We start from the raw sequence: 14,538 nt of genomic DNA on the forward strand, positions 1-14,538 counted from the left end.
GCCGCACCTCACAGCAGTTTAGCGAACTACCGCGTTGTCAATTTTCTCTTCCGCCTTCCAAATGCGGTATTTCACATCCACATTGTCTGGCGTATACACCACGATCGGCAGCTTACTGTTGTAACGCAGCATTCCAGCATCGCCCAGATACGCGGTGACAAATTTCTTCTCTTTCTTGCCATCCGGGCAGGCCATCATCGTCGAAACCGGGGAGCTTACTTTATCAAAGACATAATAATCATAGCCCCAGCCTTCCAGCGTTTTGCTTTCCAGCTTCCCGCCGAGACGATGCAAATTGCAATCGACTTCCAGCGTCTGACCGATTAACAGTTCTACTTTCAGGGTAGATTCATCTTCTTGCGGAGTTAACTGAATCACCTGACGCTTCATGCCTTTTTCAGCTTGTGGATAAGGCGCTACTTTCTCCAGTGGCTGGACACTCTCTGCCGCCCAGGCGGAGGTGGTAGCGAAAGCGGCAAACAATACTGCAGGTAGAATGGTCTTCATTTTTGCTTTCCTTCTTCATTTATAGGTTTTCACCGATGATGTCGCTGAAGGTTAACATATTCATCAGATTTATTAATTTGCTTTATGAATAACCTAAAGAATATTCAGACAATTTTACCTGCCATTTTAGTGTTAAATTCTGATGAATGGAGAAGCCTGGAGAAATATTTCTGGTGAATTAATCGCTATATAAATATGTTTATAACCATTTGAAATGTGAGCAAAAGCCCGTTTTTGCCACTCTTCCCACCACTCTTTTGATCCTGCTACAGGTTTTACCCCGATCGGGGTATGCATCTTTGACACATCCTTTAATATCTTAGCGGCTATAAAAATGGCTTATTAATTATGCGGTTTATTTGGTCGCTCTCAGTTTTCAGAGCGCGTTAATGATGGAAGGTCAATGTGAAGATTGATGCATCCCGTCGGGGCATACTCACTGGTCGCTGGCGCAAAGCCAGTAACGGTATCCGTCCGCCCTGGTCCGGTGATGAATCTCATTTTCTGACCTATTGCACCCGCTGCGACGCCTGTATTAATGCTTGTGAAAACAACATTCTGCAACGCGGCGCGGGTGGCTATCCGAGCGTTAATTTCAAAAATAACGAGTGCAGCTTCTGTTACGCCTGCGCGCAGGCTTGCCCCGAATCGCTATTTTCTCCGCGCCACACCAGGGCCTGGGATTTGCTGTTCACCATCGGGGAGGCGTGCCTGGCGTATCAGTCAGTTGAATGCCGCCGCTGTCAGGATAGCTGTGAGCCAATGGCAATTATCTTTCGCCCGACGCTCTCCGGGATCTACCAGCCGCAACTTAATAGCCAACTTTGCAACGGATGTGGAGCATGTGCAGCCAGCTGTCCGGTATCAGCCATAACTGCGGAGTATCTCCATGCACACTAACTGGCAAGTTTGCAGCCTGGTCGTGCAGGCCAAAAGCGAACGAATTTCAGACATCAGCACCCAACTGAACGCCTTTCCCGGCTGTGAAGTTGCTGTCAGCGACGCGCCGAGCGGTCAGTTGATTGTGGTGGTGGAAGCAGAAGACAGCGAAACGCTGATCCAAACCATTGAGTCAGTACGCAACGTAGAGGGCGTGCTGGCGGTGTCGCTGGTTTATCACCAGCAGGAAGAGCAAGGTGAGGAAACACCATGAAACTCAGTCGTCGTAGCTTTATGAAAGCTAACGCCGTTGCGGCCGCTGCGGCGGCTGCCGGTCTCAGCGTGCCGGGCGTTGCCCGCGCCGTTGTTGGTCAGCAGGAAGCCATTAAATGGGATAAAGCGCCGTGCCGTTTCTGTGGTACTGGTTGCGGCGTTCTGGTCGGAACGCAGCAGGGGCGTGTGGTGGCCTGTCAGGGCGACCCGGACGCACCGGTTAACCGTGGCCTGAACTGCATTAAGGGCTATTTCCTGCCCAAAATCATGTACGGTAAAGACCGTTTGACGCAGCCGCTGCTGCGTATGAAAAACGGTAAATATGACAAAGAAGGCGAATTTACCCCAATCACCTGGGATCAAGCCTTCGATGTGATGGAAGAGAAATTCAAAACCGCCCTGAAAGAAAAAGGGCCGGAATCGATCGGTATGTTCGGTTCTGGTCAATGGACTATCTGGGAAGGTTATGCCGCCTCCAAGTTGTTCAAAGCGGGCTTTCGTTCGAACAACATCGACCCGAACGCGCGTCACTGTATGGCGTCGGCAGTAGTTGGCTTTATGCGTACCTTTGGTATGGATGAGCCGATGGGCTGCTATGACGACATCGAGCAGGCTGACGCGTTTGTGCTGTGGGGCGCAAACATGGCGGAGATGCACCCGATCCTCTGGTCGCGCATCACTAACCGTCGTCTCTCTAATCAGAACGTCACCGTAGCGGTGCTTTCTACCTACCAGCATCGTAGCTTCGAGCTGGCGGATAACGGCATCATCTTTACGCCACAGTCTGACCTGGTGATCCTGAACTACATCGCCAACTATATCATTCAAAACAATGCGATAAATCAGGACTTCTTCAGCAAACACGTTAATCTGCGTAAAGGGGCGACGGACATCGGCTACGGTTTACGTCCGACCCATCCGCTGGAAAAAGCAGCGAAGAATCCAGGTTCTGACGCCTCCGAACCAATGAGCTTTGAAGATTACAAAGCCTTCGTTGCTGAGTATACGCTGGAAAAAACTGCCGAAATGACCGGCGTGCCGAAAGACCAGTTAGAACAACTGGCGCAGCTGTATGCCGATCCGAACAAGAAAGTCATCTCCTACTGGACGATGGGCTTCAACCAGCATACTCGTGGCGTGTGGGCCAACAACCTGGTCTACAACCTGCACCTGCTGACCGGCAAAATTTCCCAGCCGGGTTGCGGTCCGTTCTCCCTGACCGGGCAGCCTTCCGCGTGTGGTACTGCGCGTGAAGTGGGCACCTTTGCTCACCGTCTGCCTGCGGACATGGTGGTGACTAACGAGAAACACCGTGATATCTGCGAGAAGAAGTGGAATATCCCGAGCGGCACCATTCCGGCGAAAATCGGTCTGCACGCGGTGGCACAAGACCGTGCGCTGAAAGACGGCAAGCTGAATGTTTACTGGACCATGTGTACCAACAACATGCAGGCCGGGCCGAACATTAATGAAGAGCGTATGCCGGGCTGGCGCGATCCGCGCAACTTCATCATCGTCTCCGATCCGTATCCGACAGTCAGTGCGCTGGCCGCCGACTTGATCCTGCCGACTGCAATGTGGGTAGAGAAAGAGGGCGCTTACGGTAATGCCGAACGCCGTACTCAGTTCTGGCGTCAGCAGGTACAGGCACCGGGCGAAGCGAAATCGGATCTCTGGCAGTTAGTCCAGTTCTCCCGCCGCTTCAAAACTGAAGAAGTATGGCCGGAAGAGCTGCTGGCGAAGAAACCGGAACTGCGTGGCAAAACGCTGTACGAAGTTCTGTATGCCACCCCGGAAGTGAGCAAATTCCCGGTATCCGAACTGGCGGAAGATCAGCTGAACGATGAATCCCGCGAGCTGGGCTTCTATCTGCAAAAAGGGCTGTTCGAAGAGTACGCATGGTTTGGTCGCGGTCACGGTCACGATCTGGCACCGTTCGATGACTACCACAAAGCGCGCGGTCTGCGCTGGCCGGTGGTGAACGGTAAAGAAACGCAGTGGCGTTACAGCGAAGGTAACGACCCGTACGTGAAAGCGGGCGAAGGCTATAAGTTCTACGGTAAACCGGATGGCAAAGCGGTGATCTTCGCACTGCCGTTCGAACCGGCGGCGGAAGCACCGGATGAAGAGTACGACCTGTGGCTCTCTACCGGACGCGTTCTGGAGCACTGGCACACCGGCAGTATGACTCGCCGTGTACCAGAACTGCACCGCGCCTTCCCGGAAGCGGTCCTGTTTATTCACCCGTTGGATGCGAAAGCGCGCGATCTGCGCCGTGGCGACAAAGTGAAAGTGGTTTCTCGCCGTGGCGAAGTGATCTCGATTGTTGAAACGCGCGGTCGTAACCGTCCGCCGCAGGGCCTGGTGTACATGCCGTTCTTCGACGCCGCACAGCTGGTTAACAAACTGACGCTGGATGCGACCGATCCGCTCTCGAAAGAGACGGACTTCAAGAAGTGCGCGGTCAAACTGGAGAAGGTGTAAGCCATTATGTCCCGGTCAGCGAAACCTCAAAATGGTCGCCGCCGCTTTCTGCGCGATGTTGTTCGCACAGCAGGCGGGCTGGCTGCCGTGGGTGTGGCGCTGGGGTTACAACAGCAAACCGCACGTGCATCTGGCGTGCGGTTGCGCCCGCCCGGAGCCATAAACGAGAACGCCTTTGCCAGTGCCTGTGTGCGTTGCGGTCAGTGTGTTCAGGCTTGCCCTTACGACACCTTAAAACTGGCGACGCTGGCTTCTGGCCTGTCGGCGGGAACGCCATATTTTGTCGCACGGGAAATTCCTTGCGAAATGTGTGAGGACATTCCGTGCGCCAAAGTGTGCCCGAGCGGTGCGCTGGATCGTGAGATCGAATCGATCGACGACGCGCGAATGGGGCTGGCGGTGTTGGTGGATCAGGAGAACTGCCTCAACTTTCAGGGGCTGCGCTGCGATGTTTGTTATCGCGAATGCCCGAAAATTGATGAGGCCATCACCCTGGAGCTGGAGCGCAACACGCGTACCGGTAAGCACGCCCGCTTTCTGCCGACGGTTCACAGCGACGCCTGTACCGGTTGCGGTAAGTGCGAAAAAGTGTGCGTGCTGGAACAACCGGCAATCAAGGTGTTACCGCTGTCACTGGCGAAAGGGGAGTTAGGTCACCATTACCGCTTCGGCTGGCTGGAGGGGAACAATGGCAAATCGTAAACGTGACGCCGGGCGCGAGGCGCTGGAGAAAAAAGGCTGGTGGCGCAGTCACCGTTGGCTGGTGTTACGTCGCCTTTGTCAGTTCTTCGTGCTGGGGATGTTTTTGAGTGGCCCGTGGTTTGGTGTGTGGATTTTGCACGGCAACTACAGCAGTAGCCTGTTATTCGACACCGTTCCGCTGACCGATCCGCTGATGACGCTGCAAAGTCTTGCCAGCGGTCATCTGCCTGCCACGGTGGCGTTGACCGGTGCGGTAATTATCACCGTGCTCTACGCCCTGGCAGGAAAGCGATTATTTTGCAGTTGGGTCTGCCCGCTGAACCCAATTACCGATTTAGCGAACTGGTTACGCAGACGATTTGACCTCAATCAGTCTGCGACGATCCCTCGCCACATTCGCTACGTGCTGTTGGTGATCATTCTGGTGGGATCGGCCTTAACTGGCACGCTCATCTGGGAATGGATCAACCCCGTTTCCCTGATGGGGCGTAGCCTGGTAATGGGCTTCGGTAGCGGCGCGCTGCTTATTCTCGCGCTGTTTTTATTTGATCTACTGGTCGTTGAACACGGCTGGTGCGGGCACATTTGTCCGGTTGGTGCACTGTATGGCGTGCTGGGTAGCAAAGGTGTGATTACCGTTGCGGCCACCGATCGGCAGAAATGTAACCGTTGTATGGATTGTTTTCATGTTTGCCCGGAACCGCATGTGCTACGTGCCCCGGTGCTGGATGAACAAAGCCCGGTGCAGGTCACCAGCCGCGATTGCATGACGTGCGGTCGCTGCGTGGATGTCTGTTCTGAGGATGTATTTACAATAACTACACGATGGAGTTCGGGAGCGAAATCATGAAAAGCCATGACCTGAAGAAGGCGCTGTGTCAATGGACGGCGATGCTGGCCCTGGTGGTGAGCGGCGCAGTTTGGGCGGCTAATGGCGTCGATTTTAGCCAGTCGCCGGAAGTATCCGGGACGCAGGAAGGGGCCATTCGGATGCCAAAAGAGCAGGAACGAATGCCGCTGAACTATGTGAATCAGCCGCCAATGATCCCGCATAGCGTTGAAGGTTATCAGGTAACGACCAATACCAACCGCTGCTTGCAGTGCCACGGTGTCGAAAGTTATCGCACCACTGGCGCGCCGCGTATCAGTCCTACTCACTTTATGGACAGCGACGGCAAAGTGGGCGCAGAAGTGGCTCCGCGTCGTTACTTCTGTCTGCAATGTCACGTGCCGCAGGCCGATACCGCGCCAATCGTGGGGAATACCTTTACCCCATCAAAAGGTTACGGGAAATAAGAGGTTATTATGGGAAATTCTGACCGTAAGCCTGGTCTGATTAAGCGCCTGTGGAAATGGTGGCGTACCCCCAGCCGTCTGGCGCTGGGGACGCTGCTGTTGATCGGTTTTGTCGGCGGCATCGTCTTCTGGGGCGGCTTTAACACCGGTATGGAAAAAGCCAACACCGAAGAGTTCTGCATTAGCTGCCACGAAATGCGTAACACGGTGTATCAGGAATACATGGATTCCGTGCACTACAACAACCGTAGCGGCGTGCGTGCGACCTGCCCGGATTGTCACGTTCCGCACGAGTTTGTGCCGAAGATGATACGCAAGCTCAAAGCAAGTAAAGAGCTGTATGGTAAAATTTTTGGCGTTATTGACACGCCGCAGAAATTTGAAGCTCATCGCCTGACGATGGCACAGAATGAGTGGCGGCGCATGAAGGACAATAACTCGCAGGAGTGCCGTAACTGTCACAACTTCGAGTATATGGATACAACCGCCCAGAAATCGGTTGCCGCGAAGATGCATGACCAGGCGGTGAAAGATGGGCAAACCTGTATTGATTGCCATAAAGGGATAGCGCACAAGCTGCCCGATATGCGCGAAGTCGAGACAGGTTTTTAACAGGGTTATTGCGTGGGTATGCTTGAAGCCAGAGAATTACTTTGCGAGCGGGATGAACGAACCTTATTTAGTGGTTTGTCATTTACGCTGAACGCAGGAGAGTGGGTACAAATCACCGGCAGCAACGGCGCGGGGAAGACAACACTTCTCCGTTTGCTGACGGGATTGTCTCGCCCTGATGCGGGTGACGTTCTCTGGCAAGGGCAGCCCTTGCATCAGGTACGCGACAGCTACCATCAAAACCTGTTATGGATAGGCCATCAGCCGGGGATCAAAACCCGGCTGACGGCGTTAGAAAATCTGCACTTTTATCATCGCGATGGTGATACCGCACAATGTCTGGAAGCTCTGGCGCAGGCCGGGCTTGCCGGATTCGAAGATATTCCGGTAAATCAACTTTCTGCCGGGCAACAACGCCGCGTCGCTTTAGCGCGTCTGTGGTTGACCCGTGCCACGTTATGGATCCTCGACGAACCTTTTACCGCGATTGACGTTAACGGCGTCGATCGTCTGACCCAGCGAATGGCGCAGCATACGGAGCAGGGGGGGATTGTGATTCTGACTACCCACCAGCCACTCAACGTTGCTGAAAGTAAAATTCGCCGCATTTCGCTGACGCAAACGAGGGGCGCATGATGTTCTGGCGCATTTTCCGTCTTGAGCTGCGCGTGGCGTTTCGCCATAGCGCCGAAATCGCTAATCCGCTGTGGTTCTTCCTGATTGTTATTACCCTTTTTCCGCTCAGTATTGGCCCGGAGCCGCAGCTGCTGGCGCGTATTGCACCGGGGGTTATCTGGGTTGCGGCGCTGCTTTCTTCACTGCTGGCGCTGGAGCGACTGTTCCGTGACGATTTGCAGGACGGCAGTCTTGAACAATTGATGTTGTTGCCGTTACCCTTGCCTGCCGTTGTGCTGGCGAAGGTGATGGCGCACTGGATGGTAACCGGTCTGCCGTTACTCATCCTCTCGCCTCTGGTGGCATTGCTACTGGGAATGGACGTTTATGGCTGGCAAGTGATGGCGCTGACGCTGCTGCTGGGAACCCCAACGCTTGGCTTTCTCGGCGCACCTGGCGTGGCACTGACGGTGGGACTTAAGCGCGGCGGCGTGCTACTGAGCATTCTGGTGTTACCGCTGACTATCCCATTACTCATCTTTGCCACCGCCGCGATGGACGCGGCTTCGATGCATTTGCCCGTTGACGGGTATCTGGCAATTTTAGGCGCGTTGCTGGCAGGCACCGCGACATTAAGTCCTTTTGCGACGGCGGCAGCGTTAAGAATCAGCATTCAATAACGCTGGATTACTGATTTTTGTTCAAGTCTGGTATCGAAACTATGTGGAAAACACTGCATCAACTGGCGATCCCACCACGGCTGTACCAAATCTGTGGCTGGTTTATACCGTGGCTGGCAATCGCCAGTGTGGTTGTGCTTACCGTCGGCTGGATCTGGGGATTCGGCTTTGCCCCCGCTGATTATCAACAGGGAAATAGCTACCGCATTATCTATCTGCATGTACCTGCGGCGATCTGGTCAATGGGGATTTATGCCTCAATGGCGGTGGCCGCGTTTATCGGTCTGGTCTGGCAGATGAAAATGGCCAACCTGGCGGTGGCGGCGATGGCGCCCATTGGTGCCGTGTTTACCTTTATTGCCCTGGTCACCGGTTCTGCGTGGGGAAAACCGATGTGGGGCACCTGGTGGGTATGGGACGCACGCCTGACTTCTGAACTGGTGCTGCTGTTTTTGTATGTGGGTGTGATTGCCCTGTGGCACGCCTTCGACGACCGGCGTCTGGCAGGCCGTGCGGCAGGTATTCTGGTGCTGATTGGCGTGGTGAATCTGCCGATTATTCATTACTCCGTGGAGTGGTGGAACACTCTGCATCAGGGATCAACGCGGATGCAGCAAAGTATCGATCCGGCGATGCGTTCACCGCTGCGCTGGTCGATTTTTGGCTTCCTGCTCCTGTCTGCCACGCTGACGCTGATGCGGATGCGTAATTTGATTTTGCTGATGGAAAAACGCCGTCCGTGGGTGAGTGAACTGATACTGAAAAGAGGCCGTAAATGACCCCTGCATTTGCTTCCTGGAATGAATTTTTCGCAATGGGCGGTTACGCCTTTTTTGTCTGGCTGGCGGTGGTGATGACCGTTATTCCGCTGGTGGTTTTGGTCGTGCACTCGGTGATGCAGCATCGCGCAATTCTGCGTGGCGTGGCGCAACAGCGGGCGCGTGAGGCGCGTTTACGTGCTGCGCAACAGCAGGAGGCTGCATGAATATTCGCCGTAAAAACCGCTTGTGGATTGCCTGTGCCGTGCTGGCGGGGCTGGCGCTGACGATTGGCCTGGTGCTGTATGCGCTGCGCTCGAATATCGATCTTTTTTATACGCCGGGGGAGATTCTCTACGGCAAACGTGAAACCCAACAGATGCCGGAAGTCGGGCAGCGCCTGCGCGTCGGCGGAATGGTGATGCCGGGGAGCGTGCAGCGCGATCCCAATTCGCTGAAAGTAACGTTCACCATTTACGACGCTGAAGGCTCAGTGGATGTCTCTTACGAAGGCATTTTGCCGGATCTGTTCCGTGAAGGGCAGGGCGTTGTGGTGCAGGGCGAACTGGAAAAAGGCAATCATATCCTCGCGAAAGAAGTGCTGGCGAAACACGATGAAAACTATACGCCGCCAGAAGTCGAAAAAGCGATGGAAGCGAATCACCGTCGCCCGGCGAGTGTTTATAAGGATCCAGCATCATGATGCCAGAAATTGGTAACGGGCTGCTGTGCCTGGCGCTAGGAATTGCGCTGCTGCTGTCCGTGTATCCGTTATGGGGCGTGGCGCGCGGAGATGCGCGCATGATGGCGTCTTCCCGCTTGTTTGCCTGGCTACTGTTCATGACTGTGGCTGGCGCATTTCTGGTGCTGGTCAATGCTTTCGTGGTCAACGACTTTACCGTCACCTATGTTGCCAGCAACTCGAATACCCAGCTTCCGGTATGGTATCGCGTGGCGGCGACCTGGGGCGCGCATGAAGGTTCACTGCTGCTGTGGGTGTTGCTGATGAGCGGCTGGACGTTTGCGGTAGCGATTTTTAGCCAGCGTATTCCGCTGGATATTGTTGCTCGCGTACTGGCGATAATGGGGATGGTTAGCGTCGGATTTTTGCTGTTCATTCTCTTTACCTCAAACCCGTTCTCCCGCACGCTGCCGAACTTCCCGATTGAAGGGCGCGATCTTAACCCACTGTTGCAGGATCCGGGGCTGATCTTCCATCCGCCTCTGCTCTATATGGGCTACGTCGGTTTCTCGGTGGCGTTTGCTTTTGCCATTGCTTCTTTGCTGAGTGGGCGTCTGGACAGCACTTACGCACGCTTTACCCGTCCGTGGACGCTGGCGGCGTGGATCTTCCTGACGCTCGGCATTGTGCTTGGTTCCGCATGGGCCTATTACGAACTCGGCTGGGGCGGCTGGTGGTTCTGGGATCCGGTAGAAAACGCCTCATTTATGCCGTGGTTGGTGGGTACTGCGCTGATGCACTCACTGGCGGTCACTGAACAACGCGCCAGCTTCAAAGCGTGGACATTACTGCTGGCAATCAGTGCCTTCTCGTTGTGTCTGTTGGGGACTTTCCTCGTGCGTTCCGGCGTGCTGGTATCGGTACACGCGTTTGCGTCTGATCCGGCGCGCGGTATGTTTATCCTCGCCTTTATGGTGCTGGTGATTGGCGGTTCGCTGCTGCTGTTTGCCGCGCGTGGACACAAAGTTCGCTCACGCGTAAACAATGCGCTGTGGTCGCGGGAATCTTTGCTGTTAGCGAACAACGTTTTGCTGGTCGCCGCGATGCTGGTGGTGTTGCTGGGGACGCTGCTGCCGCTGGTGCACAAGCAACTGGGACTGGGCAGTATTTCGATTGGCGAACCGTTCTTCAACACCATGTTTACCTGGCTGATGGTGCCGTTTGCGCTACTGCTTGGTGTCGGTCCTCTGGTGCGCTGGGGGCGCGATCGCCCACGCAAGATCCGCAATTTATTGATTATCGCCTTCATCTCAACGCTGGTGCTGTCTCTGCTGTTGCCGTGGCTGTTTGAGAGCAAAGTTGTGGCGATGACGGTGCTCGGCCTGGCAATGGCCTGCTGGATTGCGGTGCTGGCAATTGCGGAAGCTGCGCTGCGTATTTCACGCGGCACGAAAACCACCTTCAGTTATTGGGGGATGGTGGCGGCTCACCTGGGGCTGGCAGTGACAATTGTTGGCATTGCTTTTAGCCAGAACTATAGCGTTGAGCGTGATGTGCGCATGAAGTCCGGCGATAGCGTCGATATTCATGAATATCGCTTCACCTTCCGTGATGTCAAAGAGGTGACTGGCCCGAACTGGCGTGGCGGTGTGGCGACTATCGGCGTAACGCGAGAGGGTAAACCGGAAACAGTGCTGTATGCGGAAAAACGTTATTACAACACTGCCGGGTCGATGATGACCGAAGCGGCGATTGACGGCGGCATCACGCGTGACCTGTACGCCGCGCTCGGTGAAGAGCTGGAAAACGGCGCGTGGGCCGTGCGTCTTTACTACAAACCGTTTGTTCGCTGGATCTGGGCGGGCGGGCTGATGATGGCGTTGGGCGGGCTGCTGTGCCTGTTTGATCCTTGCTATCGCAAGCGCGTGAACCCGCAAAAAACTGCGCCGGAGGCTGTATGAAGCGCAAAGTATTGTTAATTCCTTTGATTATCTTCCTGGCGATTGCCGCAGCATTGCTGTGGCAGCTGGCGCGTAATGCCGAAGGGGATGATCCGACCAATCTGGAATCGGCGCTCATTGGCAAGCCAGTGCCGACGTTTCGCCTCGAATCACTGGACAATCCGGGGCAGTTTTATCAGGCAGATGTGCTGACCCAGGGCAAACCGGTGCTGCTCAACGTCTGGGCGACCTGGTGCCCGACCTGCCGTGCGGAACATCAATATCTGAATCAGCTTTCTGCGCAGGGCATCCGCGTGGTGGGTATGAACTATAAAGACGACAGGCAGAAAGCAATTAGCTGGCTGAAAGAACTGGGCAATCCTTACGCGTTAAGTCTGTTTGACGGTGACGGCATGTTAGGGTTGGATCTTGGCGTGTATGGCGCGCCAGAAACGTTTCTCATCGATGGCAACGGCATCATTCGCTATCGCCATGCGGGCGATCTCAATCCTCGCGTCTGGGAAGAAGAGATCAAGCCGCTGTGGGAGAAATACAGTAAGGAGGCCGCACAATGAGGTTTTTATTGGGCGTGCTGATGCTGATGATCTCCGGCTCGGCGCTGGCGACCATCGACGTGTTGCAGTTTAAAGATGAAGCACAGGAACAGCAGTTCCGCCAGCTCACGGAAGAACTGCGCTGCCCGAAATGCCAGAACAACAGTATTGCCGATTCCAACTCGATGATTGCCACTGACCTGCGCCAGAAAGTGTATGAACTGATGCAGGAAGGTAAAAGCAAGAAAGAGATTGTTGATTATATGGTGGCGCGTTACGGCAACTTCGTCACTTACGATCCGCCATTAACGCCGCTGACCGTGCTGCTGTGGGTGCTGCCAGTTGTCGCTATTGGTATCGGCGGCTGGGTGATTTACTCCCGCTCGCGGCGTCGGGTGCATGTGGCGCAGGAGGAGTTTCCTGAACAAAGCGTGCCGGAAGGTAAGCGTGCCGGATATGTTGTTTATCTGCCGGGTATTGTGGTGGCGTTAATTGTAGCTGGCGTCAGCTACTACCAGACTGGCAATTATCAGCAGGTGAAAATCTGGCAGCAGGCCACGGCGCAGGCTCCGACGTTGCTGGACAGGGCGCTCGATCCGAAAGCCGATCCGCTCAACGAAGAAGAGATGTCACGTCTTGCGCTGGGAATGCGTACTCAACTGCAAAAAAATCCAGGAGATATTGAAGGCTGGATTATGTTGGGTCGCGTTGGGATGGCGCTGGGTAACGCCAGTATCGCGACCGATGCATATGCCACTGCGTATCGCCTCGATCCGAAAAACAGTGATGCTGCGCTAGGTTACGCGGAGGCGTTAACGCGTTCTTCTGACCCCAACGATAACCGCCTGGGCGGCGAGTTGTTGCGTCAACTGGTGAGAAGTGACCACAGCAATATTCGCGTGCTGAGCATGTATGCGTTTAACGCCTTTGAGCAGCAGCGATTTGGCGAAGCCGTTGCCGCGTGGGAGATGATGTTGAAACTCTTACCTGCCAACGATACTCGCCGTGCGGTGATTGAGCGCAGTATCGCGCAGGCGATGCAGCATTTGTCGCCGCAGGAGAGTAAGTAAGAAGAAGCCCGATGGTGACGCCATTGGAGCCAGGCGGATGACAACGTGCGCTATGTTTATGCCGGATGCGGCGTGATCGCCTTATTCGGCCTACAAAATCGTGCAAATTCAATACATTGCTCGATCTGCGTAGGCCTGATAAGCATAGCGCATCAGGCAGTTTTGCGTTTGTCATCAATCTCAGCCCGATGATAAATCCATCGGGCTATTTTTTTATTGTGTCCCGCGTTGTTGCAGGAACAGAATGGTGGCCGCCACGCGTGAGCGGACATTGAGTTTACGCAGCAGATTGCGAATGTGCACTTTTACCGTCTGCTCAGAAATATTCAACACCGAGGCAATTTGCTTATTCGACAGCCCTTGCGCCAGCTCGTGCAGAACATCCAGCTCACGCTCCGTCAGCACGCTGAAGGGATCTTCTTCCGCACCGAACATTTCACGTTCGCGCAAGTACTGATTGACGCGTTCGCTAAAGACTTTGCTGCCTTTTGCTCCGGCGCGAATTGCTTCCAGCAATACTTCCGGGTCGCTGTCTTTTAGCAGATAGCCGTCTGCGCCTGCGTCTATCAGTGCAAAGACATCGCTGGAGGCATCTGATACGGTCAGGATAATAATTTGCGCGGTAACGCCATCCCTGCGCAAGGCATTGAGGGTATCCAGGCCACTCATACCTTTCATATTGAGATCCAGCAAGATAACGTCGATATCCAGTCGATTAGCCAGATCGATAGCACTAGCGCCGTCGCCTGCTTCGGCGACCACTTCAAAACCAGGATCAAGCTCCAGTAACTGACGAACACCGCGTCGCATAAGTGGATGATCATCCACAATCATCACCTGAAAAGGCGTTGCTTCAGGCATAGTAGTCTCCTGAGGTTTTATTAGAATCATTATGTTTGAGCGTAGCGTTGGTAACGCTACCAGGCGCGTGAATGTTACCCCATTTTATGTATGGGCATGTAGTAAAACTGCAAGTGAGGGTAGCAAGACAATGCTGTGGATATAAAAAAACCAACCGTAAAGGTTGGTTTTCTTGGGATTTTTGGTCGCACGAGAGTAGTTTAATTGATTCTGTAACTGCATGATTTTAAAGATGTAGATTAATTGGGTTTTGAAATCGTATATCTAAACGTATAACTAAAATGATTTGCTGCAAAAATGTACAGCTTTAACCGTTACCATTTTCCGGCTATCCGCTATGAAGCTGGCTGGTGGATGAGCACGGATAACCTGACATCTACAGCCGCCTTAAAAAGCTGAACCCGACAAGCATATCGGCATCATGCCCACCTGCGTGACGCATTTTTTTAATTGCGCGGGCGTAAAAATTTGACGGGGCGGACAGTTCCATAAGTAATGGATTGCAGGAATTTCGCCCCCCTCCTGAATGCAATTTTTCGTATATATATACAAAACCACCCGTCCCACCCGTCCCACCTGTCCCATTGAAACCTAACAAATTGATTTTGTTAGAAATAAATTAGGT

General features: G+C 54.1%; 18 protein-coding genes. 15 read left to right on the top strand and 3 right to left on the bottom strand.

All coding sequences use genetic code 11. The annotated features are described in order from the left end of the window. Positions 1 to 18 precede the first annotated feature (18 nt). Positions 19 to 507, bottom strand: coding sequence for a serine protease inhibitor ecotin (gene eco / locus A7098_RS20715; protein ID WP_032225728.1), 489 nt, complete (start codon positions 505 to 507; stop codon positions 19 to 21). Positions 508 to 639: 132 nt separating this feature from the next. Continuing rightward, positions 640 to 804 (bottom strand): hypothetical protein, encoded by a 165-nt coding sequence (locus A7098_RS23880; RefSeq protein ID WP_021551082.1) that lies wholly within the window; start codon positions 802 to 804, stop codon positions 640 to 642. Between the two features lie 108 nt (positions 805 to 912). On the opposite strand from A7098_RS23880, the gene napF reads away from it, so the two are divergent. The 15 genes from napF to ccmH are packed head-to-tail and all read left to right on the top strand — an operon-like array spanning position 913 to position 13,052. Continuing rightward, positions 913 to 1,407: a ferredoxin-type protein NapF gene (gene napF / locus A7098_RS20725; RefSeq protein WP_039020508.1), complete on the top strand. Its 495-nt coding sequence runs from the start codon at positions 913 to 915 to the stop codon at positions 1,405 to 1,407. Continuing rightward, positions 1,397 to 1,660 carry a chaperone NapD gene (gene napD, locus A7098_RS20730; protein ID WP_000557378.1) on the top strand — a complete coding sequence of 88 codons (264 nt, stop codon included), beginning with the start codon at positions 1,397 to 1,399 and terminating at the stop codon, positions 1,658 to 1,660. Before napF ends, napD begins: the two co-directional genes overlap by 11 nt. Next, positions 1,657 to 4,143 carry a periplasmic nitrate reductase subunit alpha gene (napA, locus tag A7098_RS20735; protein ID WP_000778067.1) on the top strand — a complete coding sequence of 829 codons (2,487 nt, stop codon included), beginning with the start codon at positions 1,657 to 1,659 and terminating at the stop codon, positions 4,141 to 4,143. The genes napD and napA overlap by 4 nt, the downstream gene beginning before the upstream one ends. Positions 4,144 to 4,149: 6 nt before the next feature. Further along, entirely contained in the window at positions 4,150 to 4,845 is a 696-nt protein-coding gene (gene napG, locus A7098_RS20740) for a ferredoxin-type protein NapG (protein WP_105281381.1), read from the top strand. Then, the gene (gene napH / locus A7098_RS20745) at positions 4,832 to 5,695 is read left to right on the top strand and encodes a quinol dehydrogenase ferredoxin subunit NapH (protein WP_000013499.1); all 864 of its coding nucleotides are present in this window, start codon (positions 4,832 to 4,834) and stop codon (positions 5,693 to 5,695) included. Before napG ends, napH begins: the two co-directional genes overlap by 14 nt. Then, complete coding sequence (gene napB / locus A7098_RS20750; RefSeq protein WP_000835177.1) at positions 5,692 to 6,141, top strand: nitrate reductase cytochrome c-type subunit; 450 nt, start codon at positions 5,692 to 5,694, stop codon at positions 6,139 to 6,141. The genes napH and napB overlap by 4 nt, the downstream gene beginning before the upstream one ends. A gap of 9 nt (positions 6,142 to 6,150) precedes the next feature. Beyond that, positions 6,151 to 6,753 (top strand): cytochrome c-type protein NapC, encoded by a 603-nt coding sequence (gene napC / locus A7098_RS20755; protein WP_000528377.1) that lies wholly within the window; start codon positions 6,151 to 6,153, stop codon positions 6,751 to 6,753. Between the two features lie 12 nt (positions 6,754 to 6,765). Further along, positions 6,766 to 7,389, top strand: a complete 624-nt coding sequence (ccmA, locus tag A7098_RS20760) for a cytochrome c biogenesis heme-transporting ATPase CcmA (protein WP_077693946.1) — start codon at positions 6,766 to 6,768, stop codon at positions 7,387 to 7,389. Next, positions 7,386 to 8,048, top strand: coding sequence for a heme exporter protein CcmB (gene ccmB, locus A7098_RS20765; RefSeq protein ID WP_000971739.1), 663 nt, complete (start codon positions 7,386 to 7,388; stop codon positions 8,046 to 8,048). Before ccmA ends, ccmB begins: the two co-directional genes overlap by 4 nt. Positions 8,049 to 8,089: 41 nt before the next feature. Next, complete coding sequence (ccmC, locus tag A7098_RS20770) at positions 8,090 to 8,827, top strand: heme exporter protein CcmC (RefSeq protein ID WP_001295447.1); 738 nt, start codon at positions 8,090 to 8,092, stop codon at positions 8,825 to 8,827. After that, positions 8,824 to 9,033 (top strand): heme exporter protein CcmD, encoded by a 210-nt coding sequence (gene ccmD, locus A7098_RS20775; RefSeq protein WP_000186540.1) that lies wholly within the window; start codon positions 8,824 to 8,826, stop codon positions 9,031 to 9,033. Before ccmC ends, ccmD begins: the two co-directional genes overlap by 4 nt. After that, a complete protein-coding gene (ccmE, locus tag A7098_RS20780; RefSeq protein WP_001026418.1) occupies positions 9,030 to 9,509 on the top strand; it encodes a cytochrome c maturation protein CcmE in 480 nt (159 codons plus the stop codon). The genes ccmD and ccmE overlap by 4 nt, the downstream gene beginning before the upstream one ends. Further along, positions 9,506 to 11,449 (top strand): cytochrome c-type biogenesis heme lyase CcmF, encoded by a 1,944-nt coding sequence (gene ccmF / locus A7098_RS20785; protein WP_105281382.1) that lies wholly within the window; start codon positions 9,506 to 9,508, stop codon positions 11,447 to 11,449. Before ccmE ends, ccmF begins: the two co-directional genes overlap by 4 nt. Next, the gene (gene dsbE, locus A7098_RS20790; RefSeq protein ID WP_000824453.1) at positions 11,446 to 12,003 is read left to right on the top strand and encodes a thiol:disulfide interchange protein DsbE; all 558 of its coding nucleotides are present in this window, start codon (positions 11,446 to 11,448) and stop codon (positions 12,001 to 12,003) included. The genes ccmF and dsbE overlap by 4 nt, the downstream gene beginning before the upstream one ends. Next, positions 12,000 to 13,052 carry a cytochrome c-type biogenesis thiol:disulfide oxidoreductase CcmH gene (gene ccmH, locus A7098_RS20795; RefSeq protein WP_105281383.1) on the top strand — a complete coding sequence of 351 codons (1,053 nt, stop codon included), beginning with the start codon at positions 12,000 to 12,002 and terminating at the stop codon, positions 13,050 to 13,052. Before dsbE ends, ccmH begins: the two co-directional genes overlap by 4 nt. Before the next feature lie 213 nt (positions 13,053 to 13,265). Here the strand turns inward: ccmH and narP are convergent, their stop codons facing one another. Continuing rightward, positions 13,266 to 13,913, bottom strand: a complete 648-nt coding sequence (gene narP, locus A7098_RS20800) for a nitrate/nitrite response regulator protein NarP (protein ID WP_010348111.1) — start codon at positions 13,911 to 13,913, stop codon at positions 13,266 to 13,268. Between the last annotated feature and the right edge of the window lie 625 nt (positions 13,914 to 14,538).

The sequence above is a fragment of the Escherichia sp. MOD1-EC7011 genome, assembly GCF_002965005.1.
Classification (GTDB): domain Bacteria; phylum Pseudomonadota; class Gammaproteobacteria; order Enterobacterales; family Enterobacteriaceae; genus Escherichia; species Escherichia ruysiae.